The sequence below is a fragment of the Janthinobacterium sp. BHSEK genome (genome assembly GCF_056174685.1).
Window position 1 is genome coordinate 1 of the sequence record NZ_JBWBYV010000025.1, and the last position, 18,393, is coordinate 18,393.

Annotated in this window: 16 protein-coding genes and 1 other RNA gene; 2 read left to right on the plus strand and 15 right to left on the minus strand. The window is 64.9% G+C overall.

What is annotated here, in order from left to right; all coding sequences use genetic code 11:
- The 3 genes from dnaX to ubiD form a co-directional block, all read right to left on the minus strand.
- On the minus strand, positions 1-1,237 hold a 1,237-nt coding region (dnaX, locus tag AC0V2Y_RS10100; RefSeq protein WP_475418337.1), incomplete at its 3' end, for a DNA polymerase III subunit gamma/tau.
- Positions 1,238-1,476: 239 nt separating this feature from the next.
- Positions 1,477-1,575, minus strand: an RNA gene (gene ffs / locus AC0V2Y_RS10105) — signal recognition particle sRNA small type.
- Between the two features lie 136 nt (positions 1,576-1,711).
- Entirely contained in the window at positions 1,712-3,196 is a 1,485-nt protein-coding gene (gene ubiD, locus AC0V2Y_RS10110) for a 4-hydroxy-3-polyprenylbenzoate decarboxylase (RefSeq protein ID WP_475417572.1), read from the minus strand.
- A gap of 478 nt (positions 3,197-3,674) precedes the next feature.
- Between ubiD and AC0V2Y_RS10115 the strand changes: the two genes are divergently transcribed.
- Positions 3,675-4,592, plus strand: coding sequence for a transglycosylase SLT domain-containing protein (locus AC0V2Y_RS10115; protein ID WP_475417573.1), 918 nt, complete (start codon positions 3,675-3,677; stop codon positions 4,590-4,592).
- A 120-nt stretch (positions 4,593-4,712) separates the two neighbouring features.
- On the opposite strand, the gene nusB is transcribed toward AC0V2Y_RS10115, so the two are convergent.
- The 3 genes from nusB to ribBA all read right to left on the minus strand — a co-directional run bounded on the left by nusB (position 4,713) and on the right by ribBA (position 7,165).
- Positions 4,713-5,183, minus strand: a complete 471-nt coding sequence (gene nusB / locus AC0V2Y_RS10120) for a transcription antitermination factor NusB (protein WP_152254358.1) — start codon at positions 5,181-5,183, stop codon at positions 4,713-4,715.
- A 202-nt stretch (positions 5,184-5,385) separates the two neighbouring features.
- Entirely contained in the window at positions 5,386-5,868 is a 483-nt protein-coding gene (ribH, locus tag AC0V2Y_RS10125; RefSeq protein ID WP_099664961.1) for a 6,7-dimethyl-8-ribityllumazine synthase, read from the minus strand.
- Positions 5,869-6,046: 178 nt separating this feature from the next.
- Complete coding sequence (gene ribBA / locus AC0V2Y_RS10130; protein ID WP_475417592.1) at positions 6,047-7,165, minus strand: bifunctional 3,4-dihydroxy-2-butanone-4-phosphate synthase/GTP cyclohydrolase II; 1,119 nt, start codon at positions 7,163-7,165, stop codon at positions 6,047-6,049.
- A 296-nt stretch (positions 7,166-7,461) separates the two neighbouring features.
- Between ribBA and AC0V2Y_RS10135 the strand changes: the two genes are divergently transcribed.
- Positions 7,462-7,887, plus strand: coding sequence for an OsmC family protein (locus tag AC0V2Y_RS10135; protein WP_475417574.1), 426 nt, complete (start codon positions 7,462-7,464; stop codon positions 7,885-7,887).
- Here AC0V2Y_RS10135 and AC0V2Y_RS10140 read toward each other — a convergent pair.
- The 9 genes from AC0V2Y_RS10140 to pilV all read right to left on the minus strand — a co-directional run bounded on the left by AC0V2Y_RS10140 (position 7,884) and on the right by pilV (position 18,325).
- Positions 7,884-9,092 carry a hypothetical protein gene (locus AC0V2Y_RS10140; RefSeq protein ID WP_475417575.1) on the minus strand — a complete coding sequence of 403 codons (1,209 nt, stop codon included), beginning with the start codon at positions 9,090-9,092 and terminating at the stop codon, positions 7,884-7,886. The two genes, AC0V2Y_RS10135 and AC0V2Y_RS10140, sit on opposite strands and share 4 nt — an antisense overlap.
- Positions 9,093-9,188: 96 nt before the next feature.
- Positions 9,189-9,824, minus strand: a complete 636-nt coding sequence (locus AC0V2Y_RS10145) for a riboflavin synthase (RefSeq protein WP_070219574.1) — start codon at positions 9,822-9,824, stop codon at positions 9,189-9,191.
- A gap of 31 nt (positions 9,825-9,855) precedes the next feature.
- Entirely contained in the window at positions 9,856-10,956 is a 1,101-nt protein-coding gene (gene ribD / locus AC0V2Y_RS10150) for a bifunctional diaminohydroxyphosphoribosylaminopyrimidine deaminase/5-amino-6-(5-phosphoribosylamino)uracil reductase RibD (protein WP_475417576.1), read from the minus strand.
- Between the two features lie 38 nt (positions 10,957-10,994).
- Positions 10,995-11,570: a GspH/FimT family pseudopilin gene (locus AC0V2Y_RS10155; protein WP_475417577.1), complete on the minus strand. Its 576-nt coding sequence runs from the start codon at positions 11,568-11,570 to the stop codon at positions 10,995-10,997.
- Between the two features lie 9 nt (positions 11,571-11,579).
- Complete coding sequence (locus AC0V2Y_RS10160; RefSeq protein ID WP_475417578.1) at positions 11,580-12,080, minus strand: type IV pilin protein; 501 nt, start codon at positions 12,078-12,080, stop codon at positions 11,580-11,582.
- Positions 12,081-12,169: 89 nt separating this feature from the next.
- A complete protein-coding gene (locus tag AC0V2Y_RS10165; protein ID WP_475417579.1) occupies positions 12,170-16,063 on the minus strand; it encodes a pilus assembly protein in 3,894 nt (1,297 codons plus the stop codon).
- Positions 16,060-16,650, minus strand: coding sequence for a pilus assembly PilX family protein (locus tag AC0V2Y_RS10170; RefSeq protein WP_475417580.1), 591 nt, complete (start codon positions 16,648-16,650; stop codon positions 16,060-16,062). The genes AC0V2Y_RS10165 and AC0V2Y_RS10170 overlap by 4 nt, the downstream gene beginning before the upstream one ends.
- Positions 16,651-16,757: 107 nt before the next feature.
- Positions 16,758-17,735, minus strand: a complete 978-nt coding sequence (locus AC0V2Y_RS10175) for a PilW family protein (RefSeq protein ID WP_475417581.1) — start codon at positions 17,733-17,735, stop codon at positions 16,758-16,760.
- A complete protein-coding gene (gene pilV / locus AC0V2Y_RS10180; protein WP_475417582.1) occupies positions 17,732-18,325 on the minus strand; it encodes a type IV pilus modification protein PilV in 594 nt (197 codons plus the stop codon). Before pilV ends, AC0V2Y_RS10175 begins: the two co-directional genes overlap by 4 nt.
- Positions 18,326-18,393: the final 68 nt, after the last annotated feature.

Here is an 18,393-nt window from a genome sequence, read left to right on the forward strand (position 1 = left end):
GGCTGGCCACGCTGTTCGTGGCGGCGCGGGCGGCCGGTGCGGAAGCGCCAGCGGCGGCGCGCGCGGCGGCCACGGCGGCGGGACGGTTGCCCGGAGCAGACGCTGGTGCGGCAGCCGGCACGCCATCGGCACCGCCTATGCCGGGCCGAAAGGCCAGCATGCGCAGCAAGGTCATGGTAAAGCCCGCGTATTCGTCGGGCGCCAGGCCCAGTTCATTGCGGCCATGCACGGCGATCTGGTAAAACAGCTGCACTTCTTCCGCGTCAAACGCGGCGGCCAAACGCACGATGTCCGCGTATTCGGGCAAATCCTGCGGCAAGGCGGCGGGCACGGTTTGCGCCAGCGCAATGCGGTGCAGCAAGGTGCCCAGGTCTTGCAGGGCGCCGTTGTAGGACAGGCTGCGCGAGGCCATCTCGTCGGCCACGGCCAAGAGATCCGCGCCATCCTGCTGCGCCAGCGCGTCGAGCAGGCGCACCAGATACGACTGGTCGAGCGCGCCCAGCATGCCTTGCACGGCATCGAGCGTGACTTCGCCGGCCGCGTAGGCGATGGCCTGGTCCGTCAAGGACAGCGCGTCGCGCATGGAACCGTGGGCGCCCTGGGCCAGCAGGCGCAAGGCCGGCTGTTCGAAGGCGATGCCCTCCTGCCCCAGGATATTGTCCAGGTGGCTGATGATGTGGCCGGGCGGCATCTGCTTGAGGTTGAACTGCAGGCAGCGCGACAGCACGGTCACGGGAATCTTTTGCGGGTCCGTCGTGGCCAGGATGAACTTGACGTGCTCGGGCGGCTCTTCCAGCGTCTTCAGCATGGAATTGAAGGCGTGATTGGTCAGCATGTGCACCTCATCGATCATATAGACCTTGAAGCGCGCATTGCTTGGCGCGTAGACCGCCTGCTCCAGCAGCTGCGCCATTTCATCGACGCCGCGGTTCGATGCCGCATCCATCTCGATATAGTCGACAAAGCGTCCCGCATCGATCGCCGTGCACGCTTCGCAGACGCCGCAAGGCTGGGCCGTGATGCCGCCCGTGCCATCGGGACCGATGCAATTGAGCGACTTGGCCAGGATGCGCGACAGGGTCGTCTTGCCGACGCCGCGCGTGCCCGTGAACAGGTAGGCGTGATGCAAGCGACCGCTGTGCAAGGCATGCGTGAGCGCGCGCACGACGTGCTCCTGGCCGACGAGCGTCTCGAAATTCTTGGGGCGGTATTTACGGGCGAGGACTTGATAGGACATGCTGAGATTTTACCATGCGATTTTGCGGGTGATCCTGCGCGGCGGGCGCAAGCCTCATGGCCGGGCCAGGCAAACCTGGCAAACGCGGCAAAGCAGCAATTGTATAACATGGCCAGCTGGAAATATGGAAAACACGGCAAGCCCGGCAATGCTGCGGCATCACAAAAAAATGGTGCCGCAAAAGCAAAAAAGCTGCCCATGGCAGCTTGATTGTTGAACCTGATTAAAACATTCCCGAAGGAGGCGAGCCTGATCTGCGGCACTCATGGTTAATAGCCGTGGCTGCTTCGTTCCCGACCTGACCAGGTTAGCCATGCCACGATGCGCAGGGGCCCGCCGGGGACAATTATAACCGACCTGCGCAAGATTGGGAAATTGCCGTGTCAATGCTGTGTGCGTCGGCGTAGGTCGGCGCAGCCGCAACGTCGGGTTACGCGCAAGCGCTAACCCGACCTACCCCGACCTACGCAGCAACTACAAACCCAGCTCTTGCCAGATCCCATCCACCTTGGCCTTTACTTCCGGCGTCATGGCGATCGTCGTACCCCACTCGCGCGTCGTTTCGCCCGGCCATTTATTCGTCGCGTCGATCCCCATCTTGCTGCCCAGGCCGCTGACCGGCGAGGCGAAGTCCAGGTAATCGATGGGCGTGTTGTCGACCAGCGTGGTGTCGCGGATAGGGTCGACCCGCGTCGTGATGGCCCAGATGACCTCTTTCCAGTCGCGGATGTTCACGTCTTCGTCGACCACCACGATGAACTTGGTATACATGAACTGGCGCAGGAAGCTCCACACGCCGAACATCACGCGCTTGGCGTGGCCCGCGTACTGCTTCTTGATCTGCACCACGGCCATGCGGTAGCTGCAGCCTTCGGGCGGCAGGTAGAAATCCGTGATTTCGCTGAACTGCTTTTGCAGCAGGGGCACGAAGACTTCGTTCAGGGCCAGGCCCAGCACGGCCGGCTCGTCCGGCGGTTTGCCTGTATACGTGGAATGGTAGATCGGATCGCGGCGCATGGTGATGCGGTCGATGGTAAACACGGGGAAACTGTCCTGCTCATTATAGTAGCCCGTGTGGTCGCCATACGGCCCTTCCAGCGCGTGCTCGTAGCCGCTCGGATGGTTTTCATCGGGGTAGATATGGCCTTCGAGCACGATTTCGGCCGATGCGGGCACGCGCAGCTCGCTGCCGATGGCTTTCACCAGCTCCGTGCGGCTGCCGCGCAGCAAGCCGGCGAACTGGTATTCAGACAGGCTGTCCGGCACCGGCGTGACGGCGCCTAATATAGTAGCGGGATCGGCGCCCAGTGCGACGGCGATCGGATACGGCTTGCCCTTGCTCTGGATCGCATGCTCGCGGAAGTCCAGCGCCCCGCCCCGGTGCGCCAGCCAGCGCATGATGACCTTGTTGCGTCCCAGCACTTGCTGACGGTAAATGCCGAGGTTTTGCCGCTTCTTGTTCGGGCCCTTGGTGATCACCAGGCCCCAGGTGATCAGGGGAGCGACGTCGCCGGGCCAGCAATGCTGGATGGGCAGGCGCGCCAGGTCGACGTCATTACCCTCCCAGACGATTTCCTGGCACTTGGCGCCGCGCAATTCCTTCGGCGACATGTCCCACACGGATTTCACCAAGGAACCCAGGCCCAGCAGATCCTTGAAATCCTTCGGCGGCTCCGGTTCCTTCAGGCGCGCCAGCACATGGCCGATCTTGCGCAACTCGCTGACGTCTTCCGCGCCCATGCCCAGCGCCACGCGGCGCGTCGTGCCGAACAGATTGCCCAGCACCGGCATGTCGTATCCCGTCGGATTGTTGAACAGCAAGGCCGGTCCGCCCGCGCGCAAGGTGCGGTCGCACACTTCCGTCATCTCCAAAATCGGTGAAATGGGGGGCGAAATGGGCTTAAGTTCACCCATTTGTTGCAGTTGAGAAATAAAATCTCGCAAATCTGAATATTTCATGTGTTTTTAATTTTTTTTGACGTCGGACGCCGTTGCTGAAGGATCTATGCCAAGTAATTGATTTTATTGGCTTTTGGCACAATGCAAGTCAAAAAGTAAGACATAAAAGTAATAAAGGATCGATTCGTTAGTATTGACTTGATATAAAACGGCTTCTACAATTCGCCCAACTTGAAAGAGCACGCCGGCCCAGAGCTTGATTTTAGCGTTTCTCTTTCATTCACGGAGTCGGGGCTCCACATGACATTTTAAGGAGTGTTTTCAAAAGGCGTCTGCCTTACCCCCGGTAAAAGTTGTATTGCGACTGATCCAATACCAGCATGGGACCGATCAGCTCAAGCAAGCAATGACGGCGTTTCTCGCACGCATCCATACGCGGCGGAAACGATGATATTTCTGATGCACGGCATTGGCAGTACCCACAACACCGCGACACCGCGGAGGGGCTGCCTGTTGACGCGACATTTCGGGGAACTCTATGACTCATCGTAGCACTGAAGCAGCATTGCCTGCTTCAACCGTGGCTGGCCAGCCAGCGTTGGCGCGTTTGCGCGCCCGCGCACAAGCCATTTCGGCACGTGGCGTTTTGACCACCGCACAACACACTCTGACAGTCTTCGGCATTTCCGCCCTGGCACTGATCGCCCTGCTGATGTTCCGCCCCGACCTGGGCAAGCAACTGACGCACAGCCTGTTCCCGCTGCCGATGGCAGAGGCGCAAGCCGTCGAAGCGCCGGCCCTGTCGGCCCTGATGGAAGCGCCGGCATCCGTGCAAACGGCCGCCGCCAGCGAAGCACCTTTGACCAAGGAAGAAAAAGCCTTGCTGGGCACGCAAAAGCAGCAGCAATGGGTTACCAACTGGCTCTCCAAACGCTACCGCGTGGCCAACGATGCGACCAATATGCTCGTTTCGACGGCCTACCTGACGGCGCGCGAAATCAAGCTGGACCCGCTGCTGATCCTGGCCGTGATGGCCATCGAATCGGGCTTGAACCCGTTCGCGGAAAGCCCCGTCGGCGCACAAGGCTTGATGCAGGTCATGTCGAAAGTGCACCATGAGCGCTTCCAGGAAATGGGCGGCGTGCAAGCTGCCTTGAATCCCGTCGCCAACATCCGCGTCGGCTCCCTGATCCTGAAAGACTACGTCACGCGTGGCGGTTCCGTCGAAGCGGGCTTGAAAACCTACGTGGGCGCCGCCAACTTCGCCACCGACTCGGGCTACGGCTCGCGCGTGCTGGCCGAATACCGCCGCCTGAAGCAAGTGTCGGCCGGCCAGCGCGTGCCGACCAGCACGCCGGTGATGGCATCGAACACGCCAGCGCCAGCCAAGGCGCCTGCGCCGGAAAGCGGCATCACCATCAAAGTGCTGCCGCATAACGAGATCGCCGGCCTGTGACCCTTTAAAAGCCCTCACAGGGGCATCCAAAAAGCAGCCCAAAAAGAAAAAGCCACCGCACGCAAGTGCCGGTGGCTTTTTTATTGCCCTGCGGCAGCAGCCGCAGGAACTCCTACTCTATTACTTGCGCTTGTTGGCGCCCACTTCTTCCTCGCGGAACTTCACTGCCAATTTATCCAGCACGCCGTTCACATACTTGTGGCCGTCGATGCCGCCAAACGACTTGGCCAGCTCGACCGCTTCGTTGATGACGACGCGGTACGGGATTTCCATGTTGTTCTTCAGCTCGAACGCGCCGATCAGCAGGATGCCGTGTTCGATGGGCGACAGTTCCGCGATATTGCGGTCGATCAAGGGGGCCATGCTGTCGCGCAGCGCCAGCGAATCCTTGATGGTGCCGTACAGCAGCACCGTGAAATGATCGCCATCGGCCTTGTCGAAGCCGTGGGCCGCGCGAATATTGTTCACGACGGTGGTCGCGTCTTCATTGTTCAGCAGCCACTGGTACAAGCCCTGCAGCGCGAACTCGCGCGCGCGGTGACGCGGCGTGCGGTTTTTGCTGGGATTGGCGAGCAAATTTTTCTCAGTCATGATTGTTACCTGTTCTTAAGTACGTGTTCACTACAAATTCCGGCGAGACAGCACGGCGCGCTTTTCAACGCGCCGCAGCCAAGCGCGTGTCAGAACGTTCGAGAAAATGCTCAGAGCAAGGCGCGAGCCCGAAGACAGTACGAATGTACGGCGAGGGCTTGCAACGCAGCTATGGGCGTTTTATCGGACGTTCACTACACGGCTAGTCCTCCTCGGATTCTTGCAACTCTTCTAGCGCTTGCGCTAAATTAGCCATTTCCACTGCCACGCGTGCCGCTTCCGCCCCCTTGACCAGCATGCGCACTTCCGCCTGCTCGTCGTTTTCCGTCGTCAACACTGCGTTGGCGATGGGGATGCCGTAATCGAGACCGACGCGCGTGATGCCCGCGCCCGATTCGTTCGATACCAGCTCGAAGTGGTAGGTTTCACCGCGAATCACGGCGCCCAGTGCGATCAGGGCGTCGAATTGCTCGGTTTCCGCCATTTTTTGCAGAATCAGTGGGATTTCCAGGGCGCCCGGCACGGTCACGTGCAGGATATCTTCATCGGCCACGCCCAGCTTGCTCAACTCTTCCAGGCATGCCGACAGCAAGCCACCGCCGACGATTTCATTGAATCGTGCCTGGACGATACCGACGCGCAAACCTTCGCCGGCAAAATTGGTTTCGTATGCTCCTACGGTCATCATATGCCTCTTTAATCTGGTGGTTCAGGGCGACATGCACATGCCGCCATCGTTTACTCTTACATCGACGCCTGACAAAATCGTAGCGAGCGGCAGCGAGTTGTGCTCAAGAAGCGCAACTGTACGAATAGTACAGTGAGCATCGCAGGCCGCAAATCGCGACGCGCAGTAGATTTGGTCAGACGTCCTGGCCTGGATGGCACTGAAAACCTGTGACTTCCAGGTCGAAACCGACCATCGACGGCATCTTGCGGGGGCTGGCCAGCAATTGCATCTTGCTCACGCCCAGGTCGCGCAGGATTTGCGCGCCGATGCCGTAGCTGCGCAAGTCCATGCTGGCGGCGCGGCCTTTCGGCTTGGCTTGCGGCGTATCGAGCGCGGCGAACTGGGCAAACAGCTCGCTCGAGGTCTCGCCGCAGTTCAGCAAGACCATCACGCCCCGCTCGGACCGCTTGATGGCGGCCATCGAGGCAGCCACCGTCCATGAGTGGGTAGTCGCTTCGCTTTCCAGCACGTCCAGCAGGGAAACGGGCTGGTGCACGCGCACCAGGGCTTCCAGGCCGGGCGCCAGGTCGCCATGCACGAGGGCTAAATGGGCCGAGGCGCTGGGCTTGTCGCGGAACGCGATCAGGCGGAATTCGCCGTGCGCAGTGTGCAGGGTACGCTCGGCAACGCGCTCGACCAGGGACTCCGTCTGGCTGCGGTAATGGATCAGGTCGGCAATCGTGCCGATCTTCAGGCCATGCTGCTCGGCAAACACCAGCAAGTCCGGCAGGCGCGCCATGGTGCCGTCGTCCTTCATGATTTCGCAAATCACGGACGCGGGCGTCAAGCCGGCCATGGCCGTCAGATCGCAGCCGGCTTCCGTATGGCCTGCGCGCATCAGCACGCCGCCTTTTTGCGCTTTCAGCGGGAAGATATGGCCAGGCTGAACGATATCGCTGGGCTGCGTGCCCTTGGCAACCGCGACCTGGATGGTCTTGGCGCGGTCGGCGGCGGAAATGCCCGTCGTCACGCCTTCGGCCGCTTCGATCGACACGGTAAAGTTGGTGCCGTAGGCCGTGCCGTTGCGCGACGTCATCATCGACAGGTTCAGCTCGTCGCAACGCTCTTCCGTCAGGGTCAGGCAGACCAGACCACGCGCATGCGTGATCATGAAATTGATGGCTTCAGGCGTCACGAAATCGGCGGCAAGCACCAGATCACCTTCATTTTCCCGGTCTTCTTCATCGACCAGTATCACCATGCGGCCGGCGCGTAATTCAGCGACGATCTCTTCGGTGCTGGAAATAGACATCATTGATCCTCTTAGTGAGACTAAAAACTGAAACATCACGTGCGAATATTCCGCGAATTTCCGGGAATTTTCTTATAACCTGCTATTTTAAAGGATTTGGCGCTTGCAGGCCTGAAATAAGACAGCTTTGCGGCATGGGCGCCGCAACCTGCCCCGCAAAGCGCCGATTCCCCGATCCGGCGCACACGGCGGCGGCAAGACGCGCGCCGCCGGCCTTGCGAAGAGCATAAGATCTGCCAGTCACCGCCACGGCGCTGACATCCACTCGCAGCGACACCCCACACAGGAGCGGCAACATGAAAACCCATGGATCGGCCATCTGGTCAGGCGGCATCAAGGACGGCAAGGGCGCCATCAGCACGCGCAGCGGCGCCTTGCAGGAATATCCCTACGGCTTTGCCAGCCGCTTCGAAGGCAAGCCCGGCACCAATCCCGAAGAATTGATCGGCGCAGCGCACGCGGGCTGCTTCACCATGGCCCTGTCGCTGATCCTCGGCGAAGCGGGCCTGACGGCGGAAAAGATGGAAACGACGGCCGAAGTCACCCTCGACAAGGTCGACGACGGCTTTGCCATCACGGCCGTCCATTTGATCCTGAAAGCGCAGATACCGGGCGCCGACCAGGCGAAATTCGCAGAATTGACGGGCAAGGCCAAGGCCGGCTGCCCCGTGTCGAAGCTGCTTAAAGCCAACATCACCCTGGATGCCACCCTGCTGCCCTAGATTTTCGTCACGGGCTTGACGGGCTCCACGGGGGCCACGGGCGCCACCAGCGGCAGGCGCGAGTCGCTGGCCGGCAATGGCCGGTTCATCAAGCCGGGGTTCAGGGCTGCATTGTTCAGGTTATACGCGGCGATGGCGGCCGCCACGGACGGGTCTTGCGACGAGGGTGGCGGCACGGCCATGCCCGCGGCTTGCGCAGCCAGCTGCTGCGCCTGCGCATTTTCCTGCGCCTGCGTGGCTTGCGCCGTCGCCAGGCCCGCATCGGCTGTTCCCTGCCCCGCGCGCACTTGCGCCTGGGCCGTCCGCGCGGCGTCCTCCTGCCGCGCCAGCTGCTCGGTATTCATGCGCTCGCTGTCGATGCGCAGGGCATCCACGCGCTGGCTGTCTGCCCGCTGCGCCTGCAAATCCAGGTTCAGCTCTTCCGCTTCCAGCTGCTGCTGCAATTCCAGTTGTCGCTGTGCAATCGCCGCCGTTTGCGGCGGCGCCTCGTCGATGGGCTGCGGCTGCGGGGCTTGCGGCGCCTGCGCGGCGCTGGCCGGCAGTGCTTCGCCCGTCAAATCCGCTTCGACCACGGCGGCCAGCGGCGCGCCCTGCCGCTGGGCAAGCACGGCGCCCACCTGCGCCAGCACGTCCGTTCCCTGTTGCAAGGCATCCAGGGTGGCATTGCTGTCGGCCGCATACGCGGCCTGCAACGTGATTGGATCGACATCTTCATTGCGCAAGTCGATGCCGATGCGGGCCAGTTGCGCTTGCGTGAGCAGGGTGCCGTCCTGCGCCAGCGCGGCCGCGGCATCGGTCGTGCCATCGCCCGACAGCAAATCGTAGCGCTGCGCCAGGCTGCCCGGCGTGTCGCCGGGCGTCGCCAGCTGGCTGGCATCGATGCCGCTCGTTTGCAGCTGGGCAAAGGATTCCGTCAGCTGCCGCGCCAGCGCCAGCAAGTCGTCATTGACATTCATGGGGGTATTAGCCGTCCTGGCCTCGTCCGTGGCGCCCTGCAAGGCCAGCAGTTGCCGGCGCGACAAGGCCACGCCGGACAGGAACTGGCCCAGCGGGGAGATGTCGACCTGGGTCGAGGACAAAACGGCAAGGGCCGCCGCCGCACTCGAAGGCGGCACGGGCAGCGCGGGCGCCAGCGGCGCCGTCTCACCCACGCGGGACGTGGCCGGGATGGTGTTGGGCACGGTTGCGCGCGAAATCGGGTCCATGGCTAGCCTCCACTGCGGAAAGCTTCATAGTATGCGCGTCTGAAAGAAAAGCAACACACGCTTGGCAAGGCGAGAATGTGTTGCGGTGTTCTTATATCAGGCGGCAGCCTTGTCCAGCGACAACATGCGCTCGACATAGCGGGCGATCAGGTCGATTTCCAGGTTGACCTTGCCATCGACCGTCAAGTGTTTCAGGGTCGTCATGGCGATGGTGTGGGGAATCAAATTGATCGAGAAGCGGCAGCCGTTGACGGCGCCCGCGCCCAGGTCTTCCACGCGGTTGACGGTCAGCGACACGCCATTGACGACGACGGAACCTTTGAAGGCCAGGTATTTCGCCAGTTCGTGCGGCGCTTCGATGACCAGTTCCCACGATTCGCCCACGGCTTCGAACTTGCGCACGATGCCCAGGCCGTCGACGTGGCCGGACACCAGGTGGCCGCCCAGGCGCTCGGCCAGGGTCAGGGCTTTTTCCAGATTCACTTCCGTGGTGGTATCGAGGCCCACGGTGCAATTGAGGCTTTCGCGCGAAACATCGACGGCAAAGCCCGTGTCCGACTTTTCCACCACCGTCATGCAGGCGCCATTGATGGCGATCGAATCGCCCAGGGCCACGTCGGCCAGCGGCAAGCCGCCCGCATGGATGGTCAGACGCACGCCTGCGTCGAGGCCGCCTTCGAGTGCTTGCACGGTTTCAATCTTGCCAATGGCGGCAACAATTCCTGTAAACATGGAGCTAACCCTATAAAAATGAGTAAATTTGTTAATTGCGCTGGGCGAATCTTGCAAGGATACGCAAATCTTCGCCCACTTGCTGGACCTGGTGAAATTGCAAGGTCCGCTGCTGCTTGATATCCGTCAATGCCGGCAAGGCAAACATGCCTTGCGCATCGCCCAGCAAGGTGGGCGCCAGGTAGACCAGCAGCTCGTCGACGCAGCCTTCGCGGATCAGCGAGCCGTTCAGCCTGGAGCCGGCCTCGACGTGGACTTCATTGATTTGGCGGCGTCCCAGTTCCAGCATCAGCGCGGCCAGGTCGACCTTGCCGGCCGCGTTCGGCAACATGATGACTTCCGCGCCGAGCGCCTGCAACTGCGCTTCCTTTTCCGGATTGGCCACGGCCGCCACGATCCACGTGCCGCCCCCTTGCAGGATGCGCGCATCGAGGCTGATGTCGAGCCGGCTGTCGACGACGATGCGGCGCGGCTGGCGCGGCGTCTCGACGGCGCGCACGTTCAATTGCGGGTCGTCCGCCTTGACCGTGCCGATGCCCGTCAGGATGGCGCAGGCGCGCGCGCGCCACGCGTGACCATCGGCGCGCGCCTGCGGCCCCGTGATCCACTGGCTCTGGCCATTATGCAAGGCCGTCATGCCGTCCAGGCTGGCCGCCGTTTTCATGCGTACCCACGGCTTGCCGCGCTGCATGCGCGAAAAGAAGCCGATATTCATTTCATATGCCTCGTCGGCCAGCACGCCCGTGGTGACGGCGATGCCGGCCGCTTCCAGCTTGGCCAGTCCCTGCCCCGCCACCAGCGGATTCGGGTCCGTCATGGCGGCCACGACGCGCCCCAGCCCCGCGCGCACGAGCGCATCGGAGCATGGCGGCGTGCGGCCATGGTGGTTGCACGGTTCCAGCGTGACATAGGCCGTGGCGCCGCGCACGTCGTTGCCGCGCGCCGCCGCATTGGCCAGCGCTTGCACTTCGGCATGATCCTGCCCCGCCGCCTGCGTCACGCCGGCACCGATCACCTGGCCATCCCGGACGATCACGCAGCCGATGCGGGGATTGGGCGAGGTCGTGTATAAACCGCGCGCCGCCCATTCCAGCGCCAGGCGCATGCCATCGATATCGTTGAGTATTTCCACGGGCTTCTTTGCTTGAGGTAAATAATTGGTAAATCGTGTCAGGAACTGTCGGCCACGCCGCTGCAATTGGCCGCTTGCTGCTGCGGGTCGCACACGCGCACCCTGCCCAGCATATTGATTTTAATATGCCGTACCTGCTTTCCCAAAGCCAGGGACAAGGTCCCCCAGCGCGCCGCCAGACTATTGGTCGCGCTGCAACTGCGACCTGCGCCATTGTAGGCGATATAAAACGGCGCCGTGGCCGACGAAAACACGAACTGGGCCGTGATGCCCGCCGGCAGCGGCCCCTGGCGGAACAGCAATTCGTCGCCGTCATCGAACGCCAGGTTGGTATTGCTGTCAATAAACACCAGCCAGCCCGTGCGCCAGTCCGTGCCGCCGGGCCCGGCCGGCATCAGCAGCACGCGCCGGCCGCGCGCCATCGCCTGCGCCCGCGTCAATTCGATGGCAGAGAACAAGTCCGTGGCCGCCGCGCGCACTTGCTGGCGCGCCAGCAGTTGCTGCAAATTTGGCATGACAGCGGCCGCCAACAGGGCGGTAATCGCCAGCACGGCCAGCAATTCGAGCAAGGTATGCCCCCAGGTGCGCCTGCTCCACATTGGCCGCTTGCGCATGGCCATGGTCTAGAACCAGCAATGGCTGGCGGGGCCGCTGCTGCCGCGCTGGCCCGTGCTGCGCAAGGACAGCACGCCGCAATCGGCATCCTGGAACTGCGCATCGACCTTGGATGTGCCCGGCGTGGCGCGCAACAGCACGCATTGCCCGATTGCCAGGCCGGGACAGGCCAGCGCCTCGATTTCATACGCACTGCCGGCCGCGCCCCCTTCGCCCGACCACCATGGAAACGCTTGCGCCTGCGGCGCCGGCGAGGCCGAGGAAAAGGCCAGATAGCGGTTGTTCTGCGAATAATAGCGCTCCTGCTGCTGCATCAGCCGCAGCAGGGCCGCCTGCCCCTGCACCCGCTTGGCCCGCACGACATGGCCGTGATAAGCGGGCACGGCCAGCGCCAGCAGCAGGCTCATGATCGCCAAGGTGGCCAGCAGTTCGACCAGGCTGAAACCCTGGGTGGCGGCATGGACGCCACCGTTTGCAGCGTGCCAGTTTTGCCTTGCCAGCGTTTCCATCTGACCTCCCCTCTTCGCAAAAACCGCCAGCCGCCGCAAGTGGCCAGCCTGCACGCCTGCCACTTGCGACACGCCAGCCATGCCCGCGCCTATTTCTTCTTGGCCGCCTCGTGCAATTCGCGCCAGTTCGCCACTTCGCGCCAGCTCAGGCGCCGCGCGGGCAGCGGCGCGCTGACGACCTTGAGCCCCGCCCCGCTGGCCGCGCCGGGCAAGCCCGGTTGCAGCACCGCCAGTTCCTTGCGCCCCTCGGCCCGCCCTGCCGCCGTCACGGCGCCCACCGTGCTGTTCAGTTCCAGCGCCAGCGGCGGCGCGCGCGCCAGGCCATCGAACAAGCGCCCCGTCTGCTCACCCGCCTGCACGACACCGGCGCCATCGGCGGCAAAGCCACTGAGCACATCGAGCACGTACAGGCGCGTGGCCGGCTTGGCGCAAGCATCGCGTCCGGGCAGGACGGTATTGAACAGTACCTTGCCGGCGGCCAGTACGGGACTATGGATGCTGCGTTCGCCCGTCTGCGCGGTATCGAGAAAGTCGAGGTACCAGCCGCGCCTGGCGTCGCTGCCCGTGTAGCGCAGCTCGGTGCCGTCGACGCGCACGCCGTCCGCCGCCTCGCCCAGGCTGCGCTGTTCCAGGTCGGCCCGGCTGCGCGTGGGAGATGTTGCACGCACATCGTCGTGCACGGCATAAAACGACTGGGACAGGAAGGCGGAAGGCCAGGTATCGCCCGCCTCGGCCAGCTTGCCCGTGCCGAACAGCAACAGATAACCGCCACCGGGCGCGTATGCCACGTTCAGTTGCTGCGCCACGGGCTGGCGCCTGCCCTGCGCGTCGCGCGCGACAAAGACGAGCTTGCGCCCCTGCCCCTCCTGCCACGGCGGGCCGCCAACCATGTCGAGGCGCCAGATATTGCCCTGCAAATCGCCCGCATAGATATACGCCAGCGCGCCGTCACCGCCCGGCACCACGGCGGGCGGACCCAGCGCCTGGGGCATGGTGCCCGCGCCCGCATCAGTGTCATGGCCTCCATCGCCACCACTGCTGCCGCTGGCCACGGGTACCTTGAGCCGGAAGTAATTACTTCCCAACAGCCACGGCGTGCCGGGCGCCTTGTCCAGCGCCAGCAGGAAGATGGCGGCGGCCGCTGCGGGCGCCGTCGTGTCCTTGCCATCATTTACATAATTGTTGTAGCCGCTGGCGACGATGACGAAATCGCGGTAGGCCACTGCCCCCTCCTTGCCACCCATGTTGATGCGGGCAAAGGCGGGCGGCGCGCGCACGTTGCCCATCAGCTTGTCGTCGCGGTCCGTGAATTCCCACAGCGCCCCATCCTGCGCGAAGCGCGCCGGGTCGGTGACGTTCAGCGCAAACACGCCTTGCGCCCCGCCGCCCATGCCCGACACCAGCACCGTCTTCCAGTGCCCCAGCGCCAGCACTTCCGCCGTGGCCGCCGCGCCGTCGAGCAGCGGGCCGGGGCTGTAGTGAGTGCTCGCAGCGGCTACCGTGGAGCGCAGCAGCGCCTGCGGCAGATAGGCAAACATTTCGCTGCCCGTGCGGGCATCGAAGGCATGCAGCAAGCCATCGTTGGCGCCCAGGTACAGCATTTTTCGTCGCTGCAGCAGCGCCTGGCGGTGCAAGCCATATCCCGCCCCCGGCATGCCCAGACCCGGCGCGCCCACGTACAGCAGGTTGCCGTATGGCGCCGCACTCAGGCTGCCGGACCTGCGCCGCAGGAAGCCGCCCGGCTGGCCCACCTCGTGCGTGCGCTGGCCCAGCAGATATGCCAGGCGCGCCTCGCCTTTTCCATCGCCGCCGTCGAATGCGCCGCGCCGCTCCGCGTCCAGCCGCGCCCAGGCCAGCGGCATCAGGGCGCCCTTGGCGTCGAGCGTGTAGACGGGACGCAAGGCCGCCGGCGTTCCATCCTGCGCGGGCTGCGCCTGTCCGCCCACGCGCCACCATGGCTCGCCGGGAAGCAGTGCGCCATCGGCGCCCACGGCAAACGCGCTGCGCGACAAGGTCATGCTGCCGTCGGCCAGGCGCAGCTGCGTCTGGAACCAGTATGCCTCTTCCGTGCCGCTGGCCAGCGCCATCAAGGCCGGCCCCGCCAGCGTCGCCGGCAAGCTGCCCTTGTCGACGGCGGCAAAGGCCGCGCGCAGTCCCGCGACCAGCGCGTCCGGGTCGCTGCCAGGCAAGTAATGGGTAGGCCAGCGCCCGTCCAGGCTCCATTCCTCCAGTGCGCCGCCCACCGCGCTTTTGAACGGATTGGCGTCGCCGTTCCCATCGAGAAAACCGCCATATTTGGCCGTAAGCAGCAAGGGCGTCGCGGCGGGAGTGGCTGCAGATTCGCCGGCCGGGTCGCCCTGGCGCAAGTCGCCCGCGTAGTGTTCGACCTTGGCAAGGCCGTCATTCTTGCCGCCGGGACGCAGCGCCTGCACATGCGACCAGTAGGCCAGGCCCGCCGCATGATAGCTGGCGCCGCCCGCCCCGTCGGCCAGCAATTCCAGCGCCGCCAGTTCGGGCCGTGGCGCAGGATTGCCCAGCGCACCGCCGCTTTCCAGGCTGCCCACTGCGTGCGTCCAGGCCATCGCATCGAACGGCGGCTGCGCAAAACCATCGGCGGCGCGTGCGCGGTCGCCGGGCGAGGCGGGCACAACAGGGACATTGCCGGGCACGTAACGGTCGCCCGCCATGCCCGCGTCACCGAGGCTGACGACGACGTGGCGCTGGCAACTGGCCGTTTGCGGGTCGCTCCATGGGATCACGACCGGCAAGCCGTCGTCGATGGCAGGCGGGGCCGTGGCAGGAGGCACTGCGGTGCTCGCTTGCCGCCCCTGCAGGTAGCGCAGCGATTCGTACAGCAATTCGGCCAGCGGCGCGACGCTGGCGTACGCGCCCGGATGCCCGGCATTGCTGCGGCCCAGGCCGTTGATGTAAGCGGTCACCCCGCCGCCAGGACCTGCGCCCTGGTCAGCGTCTTGGACGGCAAACACGCCATTGACGGGATTCCACTCGGCGCCGGTATTGTCTTGCGGCAAAAAGTCGGGCGCCGTCCAGCGTTGCCTGCCCACGTGGGCCAGCGGCGCGCGCAGCACGCCGCCATACGCGGGACCGCTGGAGGACATGCCATTCAACAGACCAAACACGCCCACGCGCACCCGGCCGCCATGGCGCTGCACGGCACCCACCGGTTTGTAGTTCTTGCCGTACGCGAGGCACAGGTCGTCGCGCAGCGGCCCTTCCTCCGTGTCGCAAACGCGCACGCGCGCGAGGAACACGCCGTGTGTAGCGGCAGCGCCGGGCGCGTCGCAACTGCCGCCAGGAGGCTGGCTGGCATCGCCGAACAGCAGGCGATTACGGCAGGAAACGATGGCCAGTTGCGCCAGTGCAAACGGTGTCGCCGCCGCCACGCCGGTGTGCAAGACCTTGCGCGGGAAAAAGACGGGGTGGGCATAGAAGTCGATGGGGTTGCCGGCATCGGGCAGGTAGGCGCGCTGCAGCACCGTCTTGCGCACCTCGTCGATGACGCGGTCGCCGCCCGTGAGGGCATAGCGGACGATGTCGAGCATGCTGGCGCTGGCCCAGTTCAGAAAGTTGCCGCTAAAACTATCGCCGCCGCAACCGTGCAGCGCATCGGCCGGTTTCAGCACGGAGAAGTAAGCGGTCGCTACGCGCAAGTCCGGCAGCATGACGCCATCCTTGCTGCGGTAGGGATAGCTGTAGCACATGCGCGCATGAAAGTAACCGAGGTACTCGCGCTGCGGCGCATACTCGCCGCCGTGCGCGGCAGCGGCCGCCGCATGCGTGAAGGACAGGTTAAGCAACAGGTTCGGCGGCACCCTGGCGCCGTGCAATCCCGCGTCGGCCCGCGCCAGCGCCACGGGAGGTGCGGCCGCAAGGACGGCGCCGCAAACCAGGCAAACCAGGCCGATCAGCAGCAGCCGGACGGACCACCAGGCGGATAGCAAAGCAAACGACAAAGCCCTCATGGTCCCGCTCCAGCCGCCTGCTTGCGATAATAACTTTGCAGCACGACTTGCGTGCTGTCCTGCGCGCCAAAACCGATGGCCGTGATGCGATACACATAGCTTTCCGTGGCCAGGCCACCGGCCACGGCCGCCGCCTGCGCGCCGGGCGGGTGAAACGGCAGCAATTCGATCAGATAGCGGGGCCGGCGCGACGGCAGAAAACCCTGCCCCGTCTGCATGACGGCGCCCGTAAACTGGCCATACGGCACCGCGTGGCTGCCACTTCCTCCCTCGGCGCCATCGAGGTCCATGCTCAGCCAAAGGGCCGGCGCATCCGGGGCTGCGGGCAGGCACAGGCCCAGTGTGCCTGCCTCGCCGCAGCCGTCCGCGAACCCGGCCGCGCTGCCAGGCGCGAAGAGGCTGCTGCGTCCCGGCGCGCCGGGCAAGCCTTCGATATCGTTCTGCGCATCCACCAATGCTTCCTCCGCCGCCTGAAACGCGATCTGCCGGTCGCGCTCGCCGCGTGCCGCCTTTTCGCCCTGCAAGGCCATCTGCGCTGCCGATATGCCCAGCAGCAAGATAATCACCAGCAGGCCCAGCACATACACGAGGGTGGCGCCACCGTGGCGCGCACGAGGTGAACAACAAGGCACACAACGAGGCACACGACGAGGTACGCAACAGCGGACGCCCGCGCCAGCCATCGCGGCACCGCCTAGGCCGGCCCGTTGCGCAGCATGATGCTCGTCTGCACCAGTTGCCGCAGCCGGGAGCGCGTCGCGGCGGGCAAGGACGCGCGCGCGATGCGCACGCCCGTGTCGCCGGCGCCGTGCGCCTCGGCATACGCCTTGCCGAACAGGTCGAACTGCGCCGGCCCCAGTTCCGCCATCTTGTCCGCCTGGCCCGCCTCACCATGCAGCAACAGCGCCACGCGCACGCTGGCCACGCGCTTCCAGTGCGTGCGTCGCCGCAAATCGCGCTGGCGCGCGGCCGCATCGGCACCCGCCAGCACCAGCGCCGCGTCGTAGGCGTCGAGCGCGCCGGCATTGACATAGCGGTTCGCCACGCCGTCGAGCGGCGTATCCGTGTCGAGGCCATACAGCACCTGGAAACCGTCGACGCCGCGGATGACGGCGTCCGCGCCCCAGCCGTTCGCGCCACGGTATTTGCAGCGCAGTTCGCCATCGCCATCGGCGCCCTGGGCCACATAGAAGATGCTCCAGCCCCGCTGCGCCTCCGTTTGCGCGGCGCCCACGCCGAAACCGGCGCAATTGAGCACGGAACCGTCGCCGCCCTCCTCCTTGCCGGCGCCGTAATAGCGCAGGGCCAGCACGTCGCTGCCATGCAGGGCGCCGGGCAAGGCGCCGCTGATGCCGTCGCTGTTCTTGCCCAGGCTGCGCGCGTCGAGCCCGGCGACATTCGCGCTGTCGTCATCGGCGTGGGCGACGGGCGCGGCGCTGCTGTCCCAGTTCACATATGCCGTCTGGCGCACGGCTCGGGCGATGGTGTCGAGCGCATAGCGGCCATTGTCGTCCAGGCGCGCGCTGGCGGACTGGTCGCCATAGCTGCCGCTGGCCGCCAGCAGCACGCTACTGGCGGCCAGCATCAGCAGCGCGCCCAGCGACAGGGTCACCAGCAGCTCGACCAGGCTCAGGCCGCGCTGCCGGTGCCACGCGGCATGCACGCCGTTCATGCGCCGCCTCCGCCCAGCTGGAATGCCAGCCTGGGCAGCGACTCGCCTGCCCCATTCACGGCGGGCGAGCCATCGGGCAAGCGGCCGCGCCAGCCCAGCTTGATGACGATGGGCGCGCCCTTGCCGCCGCTGCACGCCCAGTGCAAGCCCTGCGCGGCGGCATCCCAGACAGAGGCATCGCGGCAGATATGCAGGCGCGCGCCGGGCAAGGCCGCATGCAGTTGCTGTTTCCACTCGGCGATGTCGAATTGCGCCAGTTCCGCCGCGCCGCAGGCAGCAGCGCCGAAGCAGTCGGGTGCACCACCGCCAGCGTCGGCGCCGTCCGCCGCCGCCGCGTAGGCTACGTTCAAATAGGGATTGCTGGCATCGGGGCCATTCATGAGCACGCCGTTCGCGCGCATGCGTTCGGCCATGCCGGCGGCCAGCTGCGCGCCCGCCGACAATAGCGCGGACTCGTGGCGCGCGCGCAGGGAATGCAGTTGCAAAATGCTGGCTCCCAGCAGGCCCAGCGCCAACAGCAGCAGCGACACCAGCACCTCGACGAGGCTGCTGCCACCGGCCAGAAACTTGTCGCGACCGCCATTGCGCATGCCTTGCTCCCTTCCGCAGAAAGAGTCGCAAGAACAGGCGGCCCAGCTACAAGATAGGCGCGCGCAAA